13 protein-coding genes and 1 pseudogene are annotated in these 14,434 nt (G+C 60.5%); 4 read left to right on the forward strand and 10 right to left on the reverse strand.

Going from position 1 to position 14,434, the window contains the following annotated elements:
- The 3 genes from cheZ to AX768_RS00205 all read left to right on the forward strand — a co-directional run bounded on the left by cheZ (position 1) and on the right by AX768_RS00205 (position 2,773).
- Complete coding sequence (cheZ, locus tag AX768_RS00195; protein WP_061998281.1) at positions 1-699, forward strand: protein phosphatase CheZ; 699 nt, start codon at positions 1-3, stop codon at positions 697-699.
- Positions 700-994: 295 nt separating this feature from the next.
- Positions 995-1,453: a DUF2844 domain-containing protein gene (locus AX768_RS00200; protein WP_062000649.1), complete on the forward strand. Its 459-nt coding sequence runs from the start codon at positions 995-997 to the stop codon at positions 1,451-1,453.
- Between the two features lie 18 nt (positions 1,454-1,471).
- Positions 1,472-2,773 (forward strand): DUF3443 domain-containing protein, encoded by a 1,302-nt coding sequence (locus AX768_RS00205; protein ID WP_061998282.1) that lies wholly within the window; start codon positions 1,472-1,474, stop codon positions 2,771-2,773.
- A gap of 74 nt (positions 2,774-2,847) precedes the next feature.
- Here the strand turns inward: AX768_RS00205 and AX768_RS00210 are convergent.
- The 4 genes and pseudogenes from AX768_RS00210 to argS form a co-directional block, all read right to left on the reverse strand.
- A pseudogene (locus tag AX768_RS00210) lies at positions 2,848-3,638 on the reverse strand (SDR family oxidoreductase).
- 4 nt (positions 3,639-3,642) lie between these two features.
- Positions 3,643-4,296 (reverse strand): thiol:disulfide interchange protein DsbA/DsbL, encoded by a 654-nt coding sequence (locus tag AX768_RS00215; RefSeq protein WP_061998283.1) that lies wholly within the window; start codon positions 4,294-4,296, stop codon positions 3,643-3,645.
- 150 nt (positions 4,297-4,446) lie between these two features.
- A complete protein-coding gene (locus tag AX768_RS00220; RefSeq protein ID WP_061998284.1) occupies positions 4,447-5,205 on the reverse strand; it encodes an SPOR domain-containing protein in 759 nt (252 codons plus the stop codon).
- Between the two features lie 118 nt (positions 5,206-5,323).
- Positions 5,324-7,108, reverse strand: a complete 1,785-nt coding sequence (argS, locus tag AX768_RS00225; protein WP_061998285.1) for an arginine--tRNA ligase — start codon at positions 7,106-7,108, stop codon at positions 5,324-5,326.
- Between the two features lie 417 nt (positions 7,109-7,525).
- Between argS and AX768_RS00230 the strand changes: the two genes are divergently transcribed.
- Positions 7,526-7,852 carry a DUF1840 domain-containing protein gene (locus AX768_RS00230; protein ID WP_061998286.1) on the forward strand — a complete coding sequence of 109 codons (327 nt, stop codon included), beginning with the start codon at positions 7,526-7,528 and terminating at the stop codon, positions 7,850-7,852.
- Positions 7,853-7,950: 98 nt separating this feature from the next.
- Here AX768_RS00230 and AX768_RS00235 read toward each other — a convergent pair whose 3' ends face one another.
- The 6 genes from AX768_RS00235 to AX768_RS00260 form a co-directional block, all read right to left on the reverse strand.
- Positions 7,951-8,160 carry a hypothetical protein gene (locus AX768_RS00235; protein WP_061998287.1) on the reverse strand — a complete coding sequence of 70 codons (210 nt, stop codon included), beginning with the start codon at positions 8,158-8,160 and terminating at the stop codon, positions 7,951-7,953.
- A gap of 137 nt (positions 8,161-8,297) precedes the next feature.
- Positions 8,298-11,015, reverse strand: a complete 2,718-nt coding sequence (gene metH / locus AX768_RS00240) for a methionine synthase (RefSeq protein ID WP_082778703.1) — start codon at positions 11,013-11,015, stop codon at positions 8,298-8,300.
- Between the two features lie 9 nt (positions 11,016-11,024).
- Positions 11,025-11,729: a DUF4276 family protein gene (locus AX768_RS00245; protein ID WP_061998288.1), complete on the reverse strand. Its 705-nt coding sequence runs from the start codon at positions 11,727-11,729 to the stop codon at positions 11,025-11,027.
- Complete coding sequence (locus AX768_RS00250) at positions 11,726-12,814, reverse strand: AAA family ATPase (protein WP_061998289.1); 1,089 nt, start codon at positions 12,812-12,814, stop codon at positions 11,726-11,728. Before AX768_RS00250 ends, AX768_RS00245 begins: the two co-directional genes overlap by 4 nt.
- A gap of 37 nt (positions 12,815-12,851) precedes the next feature.
- Entirely contained in the window at positions 12,852-13,931 is a 1,080-nt protein-coding gene (locus AX768_RS00255) for a homocysteine S-methyltransferase family protein (protein WP_062000650.1), read from the reverse strand.
- A gap of 175 nt (positions 13,932-14,106) precedes the next feature.
- Positions 14,107-14,364: a BTH_I0359 family protein gene (locus AX768_RS00260; protein WP_056358215.1), complete on the reverse strand. Its 258-nt coding sequence runs from the start codon at positions 14,362-14,364 to the stop codon at positions 14,107-14,109.
- Between the last annotated feature and the right edge of the window lie 70 nt (positions 14,365-14,434).

Raw genomic sequence — 14,434 nt, forward strand, 5'->3', positions numbered from 1 at the left:
ATGACGACGCAGGAAGCGCTGACGGCGATCGAGCAGGACGGGGATGCATCGAGCGATCGCATTTTGGCGCGCATTGGCCAGTTGACGCGCACGCTGCGCGATTCCATGCGCGAGCTCGGTCTCGACAAACAGGTTGAAGCCGCCGCCGAAATGGTGCCGGATGCCCGCGACCGCTTGAAATACGTCGCGACGATGACAGAACAGGCCGCCGACCGCGCGCTGAACGCCATCGAACTCGCGAAACCGATTCAGGAAACCATGCAGCGCGACGCCCAGGCGCTCGATGCCCGTTGGGAAGCATGGTACGGCGCGGCGCAGGACAAGGCCGACGTCAAGACGCTGCTCGCCGATACCCGCGGTTTCCTGCAGCAAGTGCCCGTGCACACGGTCGCGACCAACGCGCAGTTGCTCGAAATCATGCTCGCGCAGGATTTCCAGGATCTGACCGGCCAGGTGATCAAGAAAATCACCGACGTGGTGTACGTGATCGAGCAGCAGTTGCTCACCGTGTTGCTGGAAAACATTGCGCCGGAACGGCGTGAACAGTTTGCGGCGCAGGCGGCGGCGCTTGCGGCATCGAATACGTCCAGCACGCCGGAAACGCTGCTCAACGGGCCGCAAATCAATCCCGAGGGACGCACCGACGTCGTTCAGGACCAGACGCAAGTCGATGACCTGCTCGCCAGCCTGGGCTTCTGACGCCATGCTGATCTGACGCGCGCGGAAGGTAGCTACCAACCGTGCGCGTCAAAACGACACCTATTTCAGCCATCCCGGCGCATTTAGCGTTGCAACATATGTTCACTTTCCCGAGTTCGACGCATTCGGCTGGCATACTTACGTCTCGACGAACGACGCGCACTCGCGCAGCGTTTCAGACGGCAAGATATTGCATGGCTTGAAATAATCGGAACGGAGAAGCGAAGTGGACACTTCGATCATTTCATTCGGCTTTCGGCGCGCTCGCGCGCTGGTTAGTCTCGCAGCAGGATTGATGGTTAGCTTGGCTGCCGTAACGCCCGCTCATGCGGTTCTGGGCGGTGCGCCCATGACGGCGCCGGCCGGCGCTACGGTCAGCAATTCGGTATCGCACGCAGCGGCAGTTGCGGGTTCGGCAGCATCGGCGAGTTCCGCCAGCGCCATTACCGTGCGCACGACAACGCTTGCCGTCGGCACCGTGGTCAATGAATACGTAGGCGCGGACGGCACGGTTTTCGGCATTGCGTGGCAAGGTCCGCGCATTCCTGATTTGCCATCGCTGCTCGGCACTTACTTTCCGCAATACGTCCAGGGCATCCAGAACCAGCGCGCCAACGGCGGCGGCCGTGGACCCGTGAGCGTGGCCGGCAGCGCGCTGGTCGTGCGTTCCGGTGGCCACATGGGCGCATTCGTCGGCCAGGCTTATCTCCCGCAAGCCTTGCCTGCCGGCGTCAGCGCCAGCGACATCCAATAACGGACGGAGACTTTCACTATGCGTCCGATGTACTCATCGTCCCTGTTCTCCTTGAAGTCCGGTTTGTTCCGATGGCTCGCCGTGCTCAGCCTGTCGGTGTTTCTCGCTGCCTGCGGCGGCGGAGGCGGCGACTCCGGCAACAGTTCCGTCAGCAGCGGCGGCAGCTCCGGTAGCGGTGGCAGCAGCGGCAGTGGAGGTTCCAGCAGCGGCACGCCGAACGCACAGCCGATTGCATCGACTGCCTCGAACACGGTGCCGATCACCGTCGGCCCCGGCGCACAGAACTTCGTCAACATTCCGAACGTGACCGTGACCGTTTGTGCGCCCGGCACGAGCGTGTGCCAGACCATCGACAACATCCAGGTCGATACCGGCTCGTACGGCCTGCGCCTTGCCAGCGATGCCGCGGCGCAAATCATCACGAACCTGCCGATCAACCAGTCGACGAGCGGCGGCCAGCTCGCGCAATGCACGCAATTCGCCGATGGCTTCACATGGGGCACCGTGCGTACTGCCGACGTGAAGATCGGCGGCGAAACGGCGAGCGCCATTCCGGTTCAGGTCGTAGGCGATCTGGCCGATTCGACGGTTCCGGCATCGGGCTGTATCAATGGCAGCAACGAAAGCACGTCGCGGCAACTGGGTGCGAACGGGATCCTGGGCGTGGGTGTATCGGCGACGGATTGCGGTGCTGCCTGCGCGAACGCCGCGACCAGCAACTACTATTCATGTCCGTCGGGCACCAATTGTTCGCAGACCGCCGTGGCAGTGGCCAATCAGGTCGTGAATCCGGTGACGAAATTCGCCGTGAACAACAACGGGGTGATCGTGCAATTGCCGCCGGTGACAAGCTCGGCGGCTTCGGTGACGGGGACACTGGTGTTTGGTATCGGGACGCAGAGCAACAATACGCTGGGCAGCGCCACGTCCTATCGTTCAACGGCATTCGGCAACCTGAGCGGCACGTACAAGGGCGCGTCGGTCACGACCATCGTTGACTCGGGTTCGAACGGGCTGTTCTTCAGCGACTCATCCTTGCCGGCGTGCACGACGACCTTCACGGACTTCTACTGTCCGGTGAACTCGACGGCGTTATCGGCGACGGTTATCGGGCTGAACGGGACGTCAGGCACGGTGAACTTCACGGTCGCGAACGCGAAGACGCTCGCTGGCAGCGGCACGAACTACGCGTTGAACGGATTGGCCGGCGCCATCGGCTCGTTCCCGACGCTGTTCGACTTCGGCCTGCCGTTCTTCTTCGGACGCTATGTGTACTTCGGGTTCGGCACCAACGGGAATGCGCCTTTCGTGGCGTTCTGACCTCGCGATCCCTTTAAGTCAAAAGCCCGGCGGATTCTCAGTCCGACGGGCTTTTTCTTTGGCCGCGCTAATACTTATTCCCCCGCCCGAGGTTTCCTCGGCGCCTTCTCCATCACGCGGTCGTAAAGCCATCGCGGCACGACGTGCAGCAGCGCGCCGGCCACGCGCATCTGCCACGGAAACGTGGCAAACCGCGTCTTCTTGCCAATGGCATCCGCCGTCTTGCTCGCGAACACATTGGCATCCATGAGAAAGGGCATCGGATACGGATTGCGGCGGGTCATCTCCGTGCGGATATAACCCGGCGCGATCGTCACCACCGATACCCCCGCCGGCCGCATCTCCACCCGCAGCGCTTCGAGATACTTCAACGCCGCCGACTTCGATGCGCTGTACGCCCCCGATCCCGGCAGTCCGCGCACGCCCGCCACACTCGCGATACCGACAAGCGTGCCGCGCCGCTCGGCAACCATCCGCGCGACGAACGGTTCGAACGTCGCGATCATGCCAAAGTAGTTGGTATCCATCACTTCGCGAAACGCCTCCAGGTCGCCATGACCGGTCAGCGCGCCGCGGCTGATCCCTGCGTTTGCAATGACGATATCGGCGCCGCCATGCAACGCGCAGAAGTGCTCGGCCGCGCGGCCAAGTGCGGCGGCGTCGCGGACATCGGCGGGATAAAGGGAAATCGATGCAGAGGGAAAGCGCGCGGCAAAAGCCGCAGGGTGTCGCCACGACGGGCAACGAGACCGAGGACCGCACCGCGCTTCAAATATTCTTCAGCGAGAGCGAGCCCAATGCCGCTCGACGCGCCGGTGATGAAAACCCTCAGCCGGGCCGGCGTGTCGTTCGTAGCGGCGTTCACGTCTTTACATCTTCTTCGCGCGAACCTGATTCACGATGAAATCCATCACCTGGATCGTGCCCGGCAGGCTGTTCGTGGTCGCCGGACCCGTTTCGTACTTGCCCTGGATCGCAATGGTCGGCACGCCGTCGATCTTGTAGGCATCGAGCAGCTTTTTATCGCGCTGCAGATTGCTTTGCGTGGAGAACGAGTTGTACGCATCCATGTACTTCTTCTTGTCCACACCTTGCGTGGCGAGGAACGTGGCCTGTGCTTCCGGCGTCAGCAGATAGTCCTTCTTCACGTGGATCTCGTTGAACACGGCGGGCGTGAGCTTGTCGGCGAGGCCGAGTGCATCGAGCGCATGGAACATCTTCGAGTGCGGGACGAAGTCGTCGCGGAAGGCAACCGGCACGCGCTTGAAGACCACGTCAGGACCTTGCTTCTTGATCCACGCTTCCAGATACGGGTCGAATTCGTTGCAATGCGGGCAGCCGTACCACATGAATTCGATCACCTCGATCTTGCCCTGCGCTTCAACCGGCTGCGCTGCTTGCAGCACGGTGTAGTCGGTGCCCGCGACAGGCGCAGCCGGCGATGCATGAGCGGCGCTCATGAAACTCAGGGAGCCGGCAGCGAGGCCGAGGGAAAGAGCGAGGGCGCTGAAGAGTTTTTTCATGGTGACCGAGAATGAGCGTGAGAGGCAAAAGGGGAACACACGACGCTTAAGGGAGGCTTAAGGGGCTAGTCGAAGAGCCCGCCAAGCCGGCTGTCCCCGCACGGACTGAACGCGCCTTGATGTGCTCAAGGCGCGTGCGGTCCATGGAACTCACTGCTTGGAAAAGCGGATGACGGCGGTATCGACGCCTGCATCGGAGAGCCGTTGACGCACGTTGTTCATGTCCTCGAACTTCGTGAACGGTCCGATCCGGACACGGTAATACGTGACGTTGCCGGCATCGCGCTGGGTGACCTTTGACTCGAATCCCTGGAAGCCAAGACGCGCGCGCTGCTGTTCGGCATCGGCTTGCGTCTTGTACGCGCCCACTTGCAGGAAGTAGCCGGTGTTCACGTCACCTGGCGCTGGCGGCGTGACCTTGGCCGTCGACGAAGGCTGCGCATCCGATGCGGGCTTCTTGACCAACGCGGCCGTGGACGAGCCGTTGGGCGCCGCGGCCGGCGAAGCAGGCTTCGGCGTGGCGGCCTTCGGCACTCCGGCCGTGCCATTGTCGCCGGGCGGAACTTCCACGATCTGCGGCTCGTCCAGAACACCCGACGACTGCGTCTGGTTGTTCGTCTGACCTGGCGCGGTGTTCGTCGGCGCGGGCTGTGCGGCTTGCGGCACGGCCTGACCCGGCGTCTTGCCCTGCAGCGGACGATTTGGATCGTAGGGCTGGCCGTTTGCGGGCGCCGTACTGGCGTCATTCTGGGCGGGCGCCACTTTCGCCACGAACGGGGTGGGTGCGCGCGTGATGTACAACGCCACGATCACTGCGATTGCGAGGCCGACAATCAAGCCCAGCACGATACCGAGAAAGGTGCCCCCGGTCTGCTTCGACTGCTTCGACGTGCTGCGTGGTTTTGCCATCGTATGAATCACCTGCAAAAAGTCTTCTGAATGGGCGTCGATTATAACGGCGGCTTCAGGCGCGCCAATGCTCGAACGGTCGCACAGGCGCCGGGGTGAACCCGGCCCTGCACTGCAACTACATCTTGACGGGAGCCGACACGCCGATCAGCGCAAGACCGTTTTCGAGCACTTGCCGCGTGGCGGCCAGCAACGCGATACGCGCATTACGCACGCCGTCTTCGTCCACCAGCACGCGCTCCGCATTGTAGAACGAGTGGAATTCGCCTGCGAGGTCACGCAGGTAAAAGGCGACGGCGTGCGGCGCGAGTTCGTCGGCGGCGTGCGAGAGCATGTCGGGATATTCCGCGAGCTTGTTGAGCAGCGCCATGGCGCGTTCGCTCGAGAGCGGCGTGAGATCCACGTCTGGCAAAGCGGAGAGATTGCCCGCGTAGCGCGTCTTCCAGTCGCCGAGGATCGTGCAGATCCGCGCGTGCGCGTATTGCACGTAGTACACCGGATTCTCGTCGCTTTGCTTGAGCGCGAGATCGATATCGAAGACGAATTCCGTGTCGGCCTTGCGCGAGATCAGGAAGAAACGCACGGCGTCGCGGCCGCGGCGAATGGTGTCTTCGTCGATCTGATCCGGCGCGACCTCTTCGCCCGGCGTCATCCCGCCCGACCATTCGATCAGATCGCGCACCGTCACATAACTGCCCGCGCGCTTCGAGATCTTCACTTCCACGCCGTTGCGCATGACCGTGACCATCTTGTGCAGCACGTAGTCGGGGTAGCCCTTCGGAATGCCGATTCCTAGCCCTTGCAGCCCCGCACGAACCCGCGCGATGGTGCCGTGATGGTCCGAGCCCTGTACGTTGATGACCTTCGTGAAGCCGCGTTCCCACTTCGCCACGTGATACGCGACGTCCGGCACGAAGTACGTGTACGTGCCGTCGGACTTGCGCATGACGCGGTCCTTGTCGTCGCCGTCGTCGGTCGTGCGCAGCCACAGCGCGCCATCCTGCTCGTAGGTCTTGCCGGCCGCGATCAACGCATCGACGGTTGCCTGCACGCGGCCTTCGTTATACAGCGATGACTCAAGATAAAACTGGTCGAACGCCACGCCGAACGCGGTCAAGTCCAGGTCCTGTTCATGGCGCAGATAGGCGACGGCGAAGACGCGAATGGCATCGAGGTCGTCCACGTCGCCTTTTGCCGTCACGGGCGCGCCGTCCTTGGCCGCAACCGTTGCGCCGGCCAGGTAATCACGCGCGATATCAGCGATGTACTCACCGTTATACGCGTTCTCGGGCCACTCCTTGTCGCCGGGTTTGAAACCGCGCGCACGCAGTTGCGTGGAGGCCGCGAGATTGCCGATCTGCACGCCGGCGTCGTTGTAATAGAACTCACGATGCACCGCGTTGCCCTGCGTTGCGAGCAGGTTGGCAAGGGCGTCCCCGAGCGTCGCCTGACGGCCGTGCCCCACATGCAGCGGCCCGGTCGGATTCGCGGAGACGAATTCGATCAGCACCTGCTTGCCTTCATCGCGCGTGCTGCGGCCGTAGCCGACGCCTTCGGCGAGCGCCGCCGGCACGACGGATTGTTTCGCCGCTGCCGCCAGCCGCAAGTTGATGAACCCAGGGCCGGCGACTTCCGCTGCATCGACAAGACCTTGCGCCGCGGGCAATCCCAGCACGGCGTCGACGATCTGTTGCGCCAGTTGCCGCGGATTCGCGCGCAGCGGCTTGGCGAGCTGCATGGCGACGTTCGACGCCACGTCGCCGTGCGCCGCGACCTTCGGGCGTTCGAGCACGATTGCCGGCGTAACGAAATTCGCTTCCGATGCGCCTTGCGACGCCTGTACGACCTGCTTGACTGCATCGGTCAGCAGCGTTTCGAGGGTAAGTTTTTGTGCGGGCAGCATGCTGATTCTTGATCCGGTGATGTGTTTGTTCGTTTCCGCGCGCAGGTCGTTTTTTCAAGCCACGCGCGGGTAGAAAGCGCGACAAACAGGGGCCGGGCAGTCGGTCGGGACCGCCTCGCGCGCATGCGCATGTTCGCGTCTGGAGGCATGGCTGCAGCCGTTCCCGGCTATACCGACAGACCAGGAGTTGGTTATCCGGCGCAACATTTGCTCAGCTAATTCGGGATTTTAGCAGGTGCTAATATGTCGAATCAGGGTCGAGGCGGGTAAATGACCAGGAATTGAAACAACGCGCCGGCGCTTTGGACTGACTTGGCCGGACTTCGCCGCGCACCCCGCTGAACTGCCAACATATAGCCAAAGACAAAGCCAAATACATAGCCGAACAACAGGCCAACAAAAGGAAGGGACCTTGCCATGCTGATCACATTCAAAACCAGCGCTGCACCCGACGTGCAGATGCTCGATAACCTCGCTGACTATTTACTGGGCATCGTAGGAAAACGGCTGGGAGAGCGCGGCGTCATCACGCACGAGGAATTGCCGGCCTGCATCCAGAAACTGGAAGCGGCGGTTGCAACCGACAAACAGGAACGCGCCGAACACGACGGCCATTTCCACGAAGGCGAAGCCGGCCACGAGCCGCATGAAATCCCCGTGGGGTTGTCGCAACGAGCGTATCCGTTCCTCGACATGATGCGTCTCGCGCATCAGGCGAACGGCGACATCCTCTGGGGCGTTTGAGTCCAGCCAGCTTTCGAGCGGCACGAGTATTAAGGCAGCACATAAAAAACCCCGCACTGCGGGGTTTTTTGTTCAGATCAATACCTGTTGCAGACTGCTTACTGTGACGCCGGCATATCGTTCATGCCTTTCTTCATCTTCGGCTTGCGGGGCTTTTTCTTGTGCTCGGTGACTGGCGGCGAGTAGCTCGACGCAATGCTGGAACTCGCGCCCATACCAGGCTTTGGGGCCTGCGCAAAAGCGGCCGGACTCAACGATGTACACAGCACCGCGACCGCAACAGCGAGGACAGGCGTCAGCTTGATCATTTTCGACTTTCTCCGAGACGTTTAAGAGTGCGTGACCGCCGCCATGACGGTCCTGCGCACGGTTCCAGTGTAAGGAAATCCAAAATAACCGTAACTGTCTTCGCCAAAATTGCGCGTTTGTAATTCCCGGTATAAGGCTAGAGCAACGGAGCGAGGGCGCGCTCGGCGTCGTTCTTCGATAACGCCATGCGCTGCGCGAAGCTTTCCACCTGGTCGTCCGCGATCTTGCCGACCGAAAAGTACGTACTTTCCGGATGTGCGATGTAAAAACCCGACACGCTCGCCGCCGGCAGCATGGCAAGCGACTCGGTCACCGTCATGCCGATCTCGTTTGCCTGCAGGACGTCGAACATGTCCTGCTTGACCAGATGGTCCGGGCACGCCGGATAGCCCGGCGCCGGCCGGATCCCGCGATATTTTTCATCGATCATGGCGGCGTTGTCGAGCGTTTCGCCGGCCGCGTAGCCCCACAATTCACGACGCACCCGCGCGTGCAGCGCCTCGGCGAAGGCTTCAGCGAAGCGGTCGGCCAGCGCCTTGAGCATGATGGCGCTGTAGTCGTCGTTATCGGCCTCGAACTGCTTTTCCTTTTTCTCGACGCCCAGGCCCGCCGTCACCGCGAACATGCCGATGTAGTCCTTCACGCCCGACTCCTTCGGCGCGATGAAATCCGCTAGCGACCGGTTCGCGCGCTGCACGCCGTCCACGATCGGACGCACGGTTTGCTGACGCAGATTGCGCCACGTCATGGCGACTTGCGTGCGGGTATCGTCGGTATAGATTTCGATGTCGTCGTCGTTCACCGTGTTCGCCGGCAGCAGCATGACAACGCCGTTCGCCTGCAGCCAGCGGCCCTGGATGATGCGCGAGAGCATGGACTTGCCATCGGAGAAAACGCGCCGGGCAGATTCGCCCACGATCTCATCGTTCAAGATCGCTGGATACGGTCCGGCCAGATCCCAGGTCTGGAAGAACGGCGCCCAGTCGATGTAGTTCGCCAGCTCCGCCAGATCGTAGTTCTTGAAGACGCGCCGCCCGATGAACGTGGGTTTCTTCGGCTCGTAACTCGCCCAGTCGATCTTCGTCTTGTTCGCGCGTGCTTCGGCGTAGGTCACCATAGGCGTGGCCTTGCGGTTCGCATGCTGCGTGCGGATGCGCTCGTAGTCCGTCTTCAGGTCGACGAGATACTTGGTCGCGCCCTCATCGGAAAGCAGGCTCGACGCCACCGATACCGAACGCGACGCATCCGGCACATAGACCACGGGGCCATCGTAATGCGGCGCGATCTTCACGGCCGTGTGCACGCGCGAAGTCGTCGCGCCGCCGATCAGCAGCGGCGTCTGCTTGCCGCGGAAATAATCGTCGCGCTGCATTTCGGACGCAACGTAAGCCATCTCTTCGAGACTCGGCGTAATCAATCCCGACAAGCCGATGATGTCCGCGCCTTCTTCCTTGGCTTTCGCCAGGATGGTCGCGCAGGGCACCATCACGCCCATGTTGACCACTTCGAAGTTGTTGCACTGGAGCACGACGGAGACGATGTTCTTGCCGATATCGTGCACGTCGCCCTTGACGGTCGCGATCACGATCTTGCCCTTCGGGCGCACGTCCTCGCCGGCATCGGCCATGCGCTTCTTTTCTTCCTCGATGTACGGAATCAAATGCGCCACGGCCTGCTTCATCACGCGCGCCGACTTGACCACTTGCGGCAGGAACATCTTGCCCGCGCCGAAGAGGTCGCCGACGACATTCATGCCGTCCATCAACGGCCCTTCGATCACGTTGATCGGACGTCCGCCCGCAGCTTCGATGCGCTGACGAACTTCCTCCGTATCTTCCACGATGAAGTTGGTGATGCCATGAACGAGCGCGTGAGCGAGGCGTTTATCGACGGGCTGATTGCGCCATTCCAGGTTCTCTTCTTTCTTCGCGGCGCCGGTTTTGAATTTGTCGGCGATTTCGAGCAGGCGATCCGTTCCGTCTTCACGACGATTCAGCACTACGTCTTCCACGCGTTCGCGCAGTTCGGGGTCGAGATCCGCATACACGCCGAGCTGCCCCGCGTTCACGATGCCCATGTCCATGCCGGCCTGGATTGCGTGGTACAGGAACACGGTATGAATGGCTTCGCGCACCGGATCGTTGCCGCGAAACGAGAACGACACGTTTGACACACCGCCGCTGATCTTGGCGAACGGCAGGTTTTCCTTGATCCAGCGCGTGGCGTTGATGAAGTCGACGGCGTAGTTGTTGTGCTCTTCAATACCCGTTGCGATCGCGAAGATGTTCGGGTCGAAGATGATGTCTTCGGGCGGAAAACCGACTTCGTTCACGAGGAAATCGTACGAGCGCTTGCAGATCTGCGTCTTTCGTTCGTAGGTATCGGCCTGGCCGTCTTCGTCGAAGGCCATGACGACGGCTGCGGCGCCGTATCGGCGGATCAGTGTGGCGTGATGGCGGAAGGCTTGTTCGCCTTCCTTGAGCGAGATCGAGTTCACGATCGCCTTGCCCTGCACGCACTTCAATCCTGCTTCGATCACCTCCCATTTCGACGAGTCGATCATGATCGGCACGCGCGAGATGTCCGGCTCGGACGCGATCAGGTTCAGGAAGCGCACCATGGCCGCCTTCGAATCAAGCATGGCTTCGTCCATGTTGATGTCGATGATCTGCGCGCCGTTCTCGACCTGTTGCCGCGCGACGGCGAGCGCCTCGTCGAACTGGTTGTTGAGGATCATGCGTGAGAACGCCTTCGATCCCGTCACGTTGGTCCGCTCACCCACGTTGATGAAGAGCGAACCCTCGGTGACGTTGAACGGCTCGAGGCCGGAAAGGCGCATGGTGTGATCGGTCATGGCTGAACTTTAGCTTGTGGATTCTGGGATTCGGGCGGCCAATGGCTGCGCGCCGATTTGCAGCAGTCGTTCAAACCACTGCCGGAAATGCGGGCACTGCTCGCGGATTTTATCGAGCGTGATTCTTATTGCGCTCGCCGGGCCGTGCGTTGTCTTTCTATAGCGCGGACGAAGAATCTCAAGACGTTCTGATGGCGCGGTATGTGGCGAATCGTTGATCCACTCCGGGTTTGTCGCTTCAGCGCGGACTTTCGCAAGCGCCGCGCGATATATGTCCCACTCCGGCTCTGAGTCACAAAGCTTGCCGATGTCCGAGAACAACAACGACTCGAACTCGTGAGGCTGGACATGAGCAATGAAACGCTCCGGGCAACATCCGACACGCGCGATAATGTCCGCGTGCAGCAAATGCTCGATGTGGGCCGCGCGGTCTGACGGCGCCATGCCAGCAGATTCAGTGACGCCTGCAAAAGACCTGTCGAGCGCGTAGAGGTCGAACATGGTGCTTACGTATGCGTCGTTGTGCTCCAGCAGCACGTTTCGGACGGCGCGTCTTGTGCGATCGAGATTGAGTCCGCCACCGCGATGTCCGCGGGACGTTTCCATGAGCAATGGTTTCGCAAAGATGTTGGATAACCGCAGGACGGGCGCCAGCACGGATTTCACAAAAGCCTCTTCAGTCGGACCCTCGCCGACAATAAACAAACGCGTCATCGCGATGGTCTCCCGCCCAGCACATTCTGATTCCAGAGTTCACCGAGCGAATAATCCTCGAGCCAACCTTTGAGTTGCTCGGAGTCCAGCCTGCGAAACGTAGATGCTCCGTCTTCTCGATCCACGACGACGATGTCTTCGGGCTCCATCAAATTCATCAGTTCCACGGATTGAGTGGAGACGATAACCTGCTTTCGTTCGGCCGCGCGCTTCAACAAGTCGGCAAGGATGTTGATGGCGTATGGATGAAGACCGAGTTCCGGCTCGTCTATCAGAATTGTGTCCGGCATCAAGTCCCAAGGCTGAAGCAAGAGCGTAGTCAAGCAGATAAAACGAAGCGTGCCGTCGGATAGCGTGTGTGCGTTGAACACCACATCCGGCTTTCCTGTCTCCAGCCATTCGAGTTGAACCTGTTTGCTGTCTACGCGTGCCTGAACGAAGTCGTCGAAGAATGGAGCGACGAGCCTGATCGTGTCAACGATCAGGCGGTAGCTGTCAGAGTGCGACGTCCTTAGCATGCCCAGATAGGCGGCGAGATTTGCTCCATCGACTTGCAAGCGCAATGTGTCGAAGGGAGCGTGCTGTTGTTTTACTTTGGCCGTGGCGCCGGTGTCGTGAAAGTGATAGACACGCCATCGGTCCATGCCCAGACGCACCGAGGATGTGTACCGGCCCCCGGTTTTATCGAACTGAGACTCGGGATGCGGTCCTGTAAAACCTTCAGTATGGCCCGCGATCAAGGCTTCGGTTCGGTTGTACAGCCCTTCATCTTCAAAAACGAGGCGATTGTCGTTGGTAGGGACGAGTGTGAAGTAGTAAGAGTCTTGTTCACCGTTAAATTCTGCGTGAATTTCAGGGGTCGTTTGCCGCGAGGAATGCAGCAACGCATCCGGTCCGCCTTCAACCTGCGAATACAACTGAAACCTCTGCCCAACAATCTCCGCCAGCATCCGGAAGAAGCTAATGAAGTTCGATTTCCCGGCACCATTGGCCCCAATCAACACGTTCAAGTTGCGCAACTCGAAGTCGCGCAATTCACGTATTGATTTGTATCCTGTGATCGTCAGTCTCTTGACGGCGGCCATTGATCATTTCCAGTAAAAAACCCGCGGAAAAACAACGTCAAACGGTCTCTGCCTCATCTTCACGATAATGCGACGGCCACTTCCTCGGCTTGACATCGGCGAGCGCCTTCGCGATTTCCGCGATATGTTCCGGCGTCGTTCCGCAGCATCCGCCAGCCAGGTTCACCAGTCCCGCCTGAGCAAACTCCTTCAGCAGGTTCGACGTCACGTCCGGGGTTTCATCGAAACCGGTATCGCTCATCGGGTTGGGCAAGCCCGCGTTCGGATAGCAGGACACGTACGTATCGCAAAGCTTCGCCAGTTCCGCGATGTACGGCCTCATCAGCGCCGCGCCCAATGCGCAGTTCAAACCAAACGTCAACGGCCGCGCATGGCGCAGCGAATTCCAGAACGCCTCGACCGTCTGGCCCGACAAGATCCGTCCGGAAGCGTCGGTGACCGTGCCGGAAATCATGATAGGCAAGAGCTCGCCCGTGTCTTCGAACAACTGGTCGAGCGCAAAAAGTGCCGCCTTTGCGTTCAACGTGTCAAATATCGTTTCAACGAGGAACAGGTCGCAGCCCGCGTCCATCAGCGCCTTGGCCTGCGCGTAATAGGCCTCGCGCAGTTCGTCGAAGGTGACGTTGCGCGCGGCCGGGTCATTCACGTCCGGCGAAATGCTCGCGGTCTTGGGCGTCGGTCCGATCGCGCCGGCGACAAAGCGCGGCTTGTCCGGGGTCGAAAATGCGTCGCATGCTTCGCGCGCCAGCTTCGCCGATTGCGCGTTCATCTCGTCGGCAAGCGACTCCATGCCATAGTCGGCCTGGGCCACGGTCGTTGCGCCAAACGTGTTCGTTTCGACTATGTCCGCGCCCGCAGCCAGATACTGGTCATGAATCTCGCGAATCACATGCGGCTGCGTGATCGACAACAATTCATTGTTGCCCTTGATGTCACGGTCATAGTCCGCGAACCGTTCTCCGCGATACGCCGCTTCGTCGAGCTTGTAGCGCTGGATCATGGTGCCCATCGCGCCGTCGAGGATAAGAATGCGCTGCTGCAAGAGCGCAGGCAAAACGGCGCCGCGCGTGTAGGGGCGGCGTTCGGCGGCGGATTTCGGGGCGGGGGACGGATTCATGACGGACATGGCTCCAAACAGGCTTAAATAGCCCAACATTGTATCTGTAGTAGGGCACAAACGCTTTTTAACGGCCTTTTCTTCAAACGCGCAGCGAACAAAAAACCCCGCCATTTGCATGGCGGGGTTTTCAGGGGTGTCGCGGGTGTTCTTGCTGCCCAGCCGGGGCGCTACGTTAGTGAAGGATCACCGGCTGGTTCATCAATATGTCGAATTGGCCGAGAAATTCATCGACGTCTTCAAGCGATTGCTCTTCCTGCATCAACTTCTGAACATGCTCGCGGAATCGTGCGGCAAGCGCTCCGTCGATAAAGATTTCGCGCTGCATGGTCTTGTCCACGATCTCGTAACCCCCCGCCTTCATGGCGAGATGATTGTCCTGCGGCGGGAACTCGACTACGCAATAGTTGGGGCTGTTGTAAATCATCTGCATGGCGACACTCCTTATTCCTGTTTGCCCGTAAGGCGTTTCTGCGTCTTACATTGAGCGTTTGGGTTGGAAT

This window comes from Burkholderia sp. PAMC 28687 (assembly GCF_001577465.1).
In the GTDB taxonomy this organism is placed as follows: Bacteria; Pseudomonadota; Gammaproteobacteria; order Burkholderiales; family Burkholderiaceae; genus Caballeronia.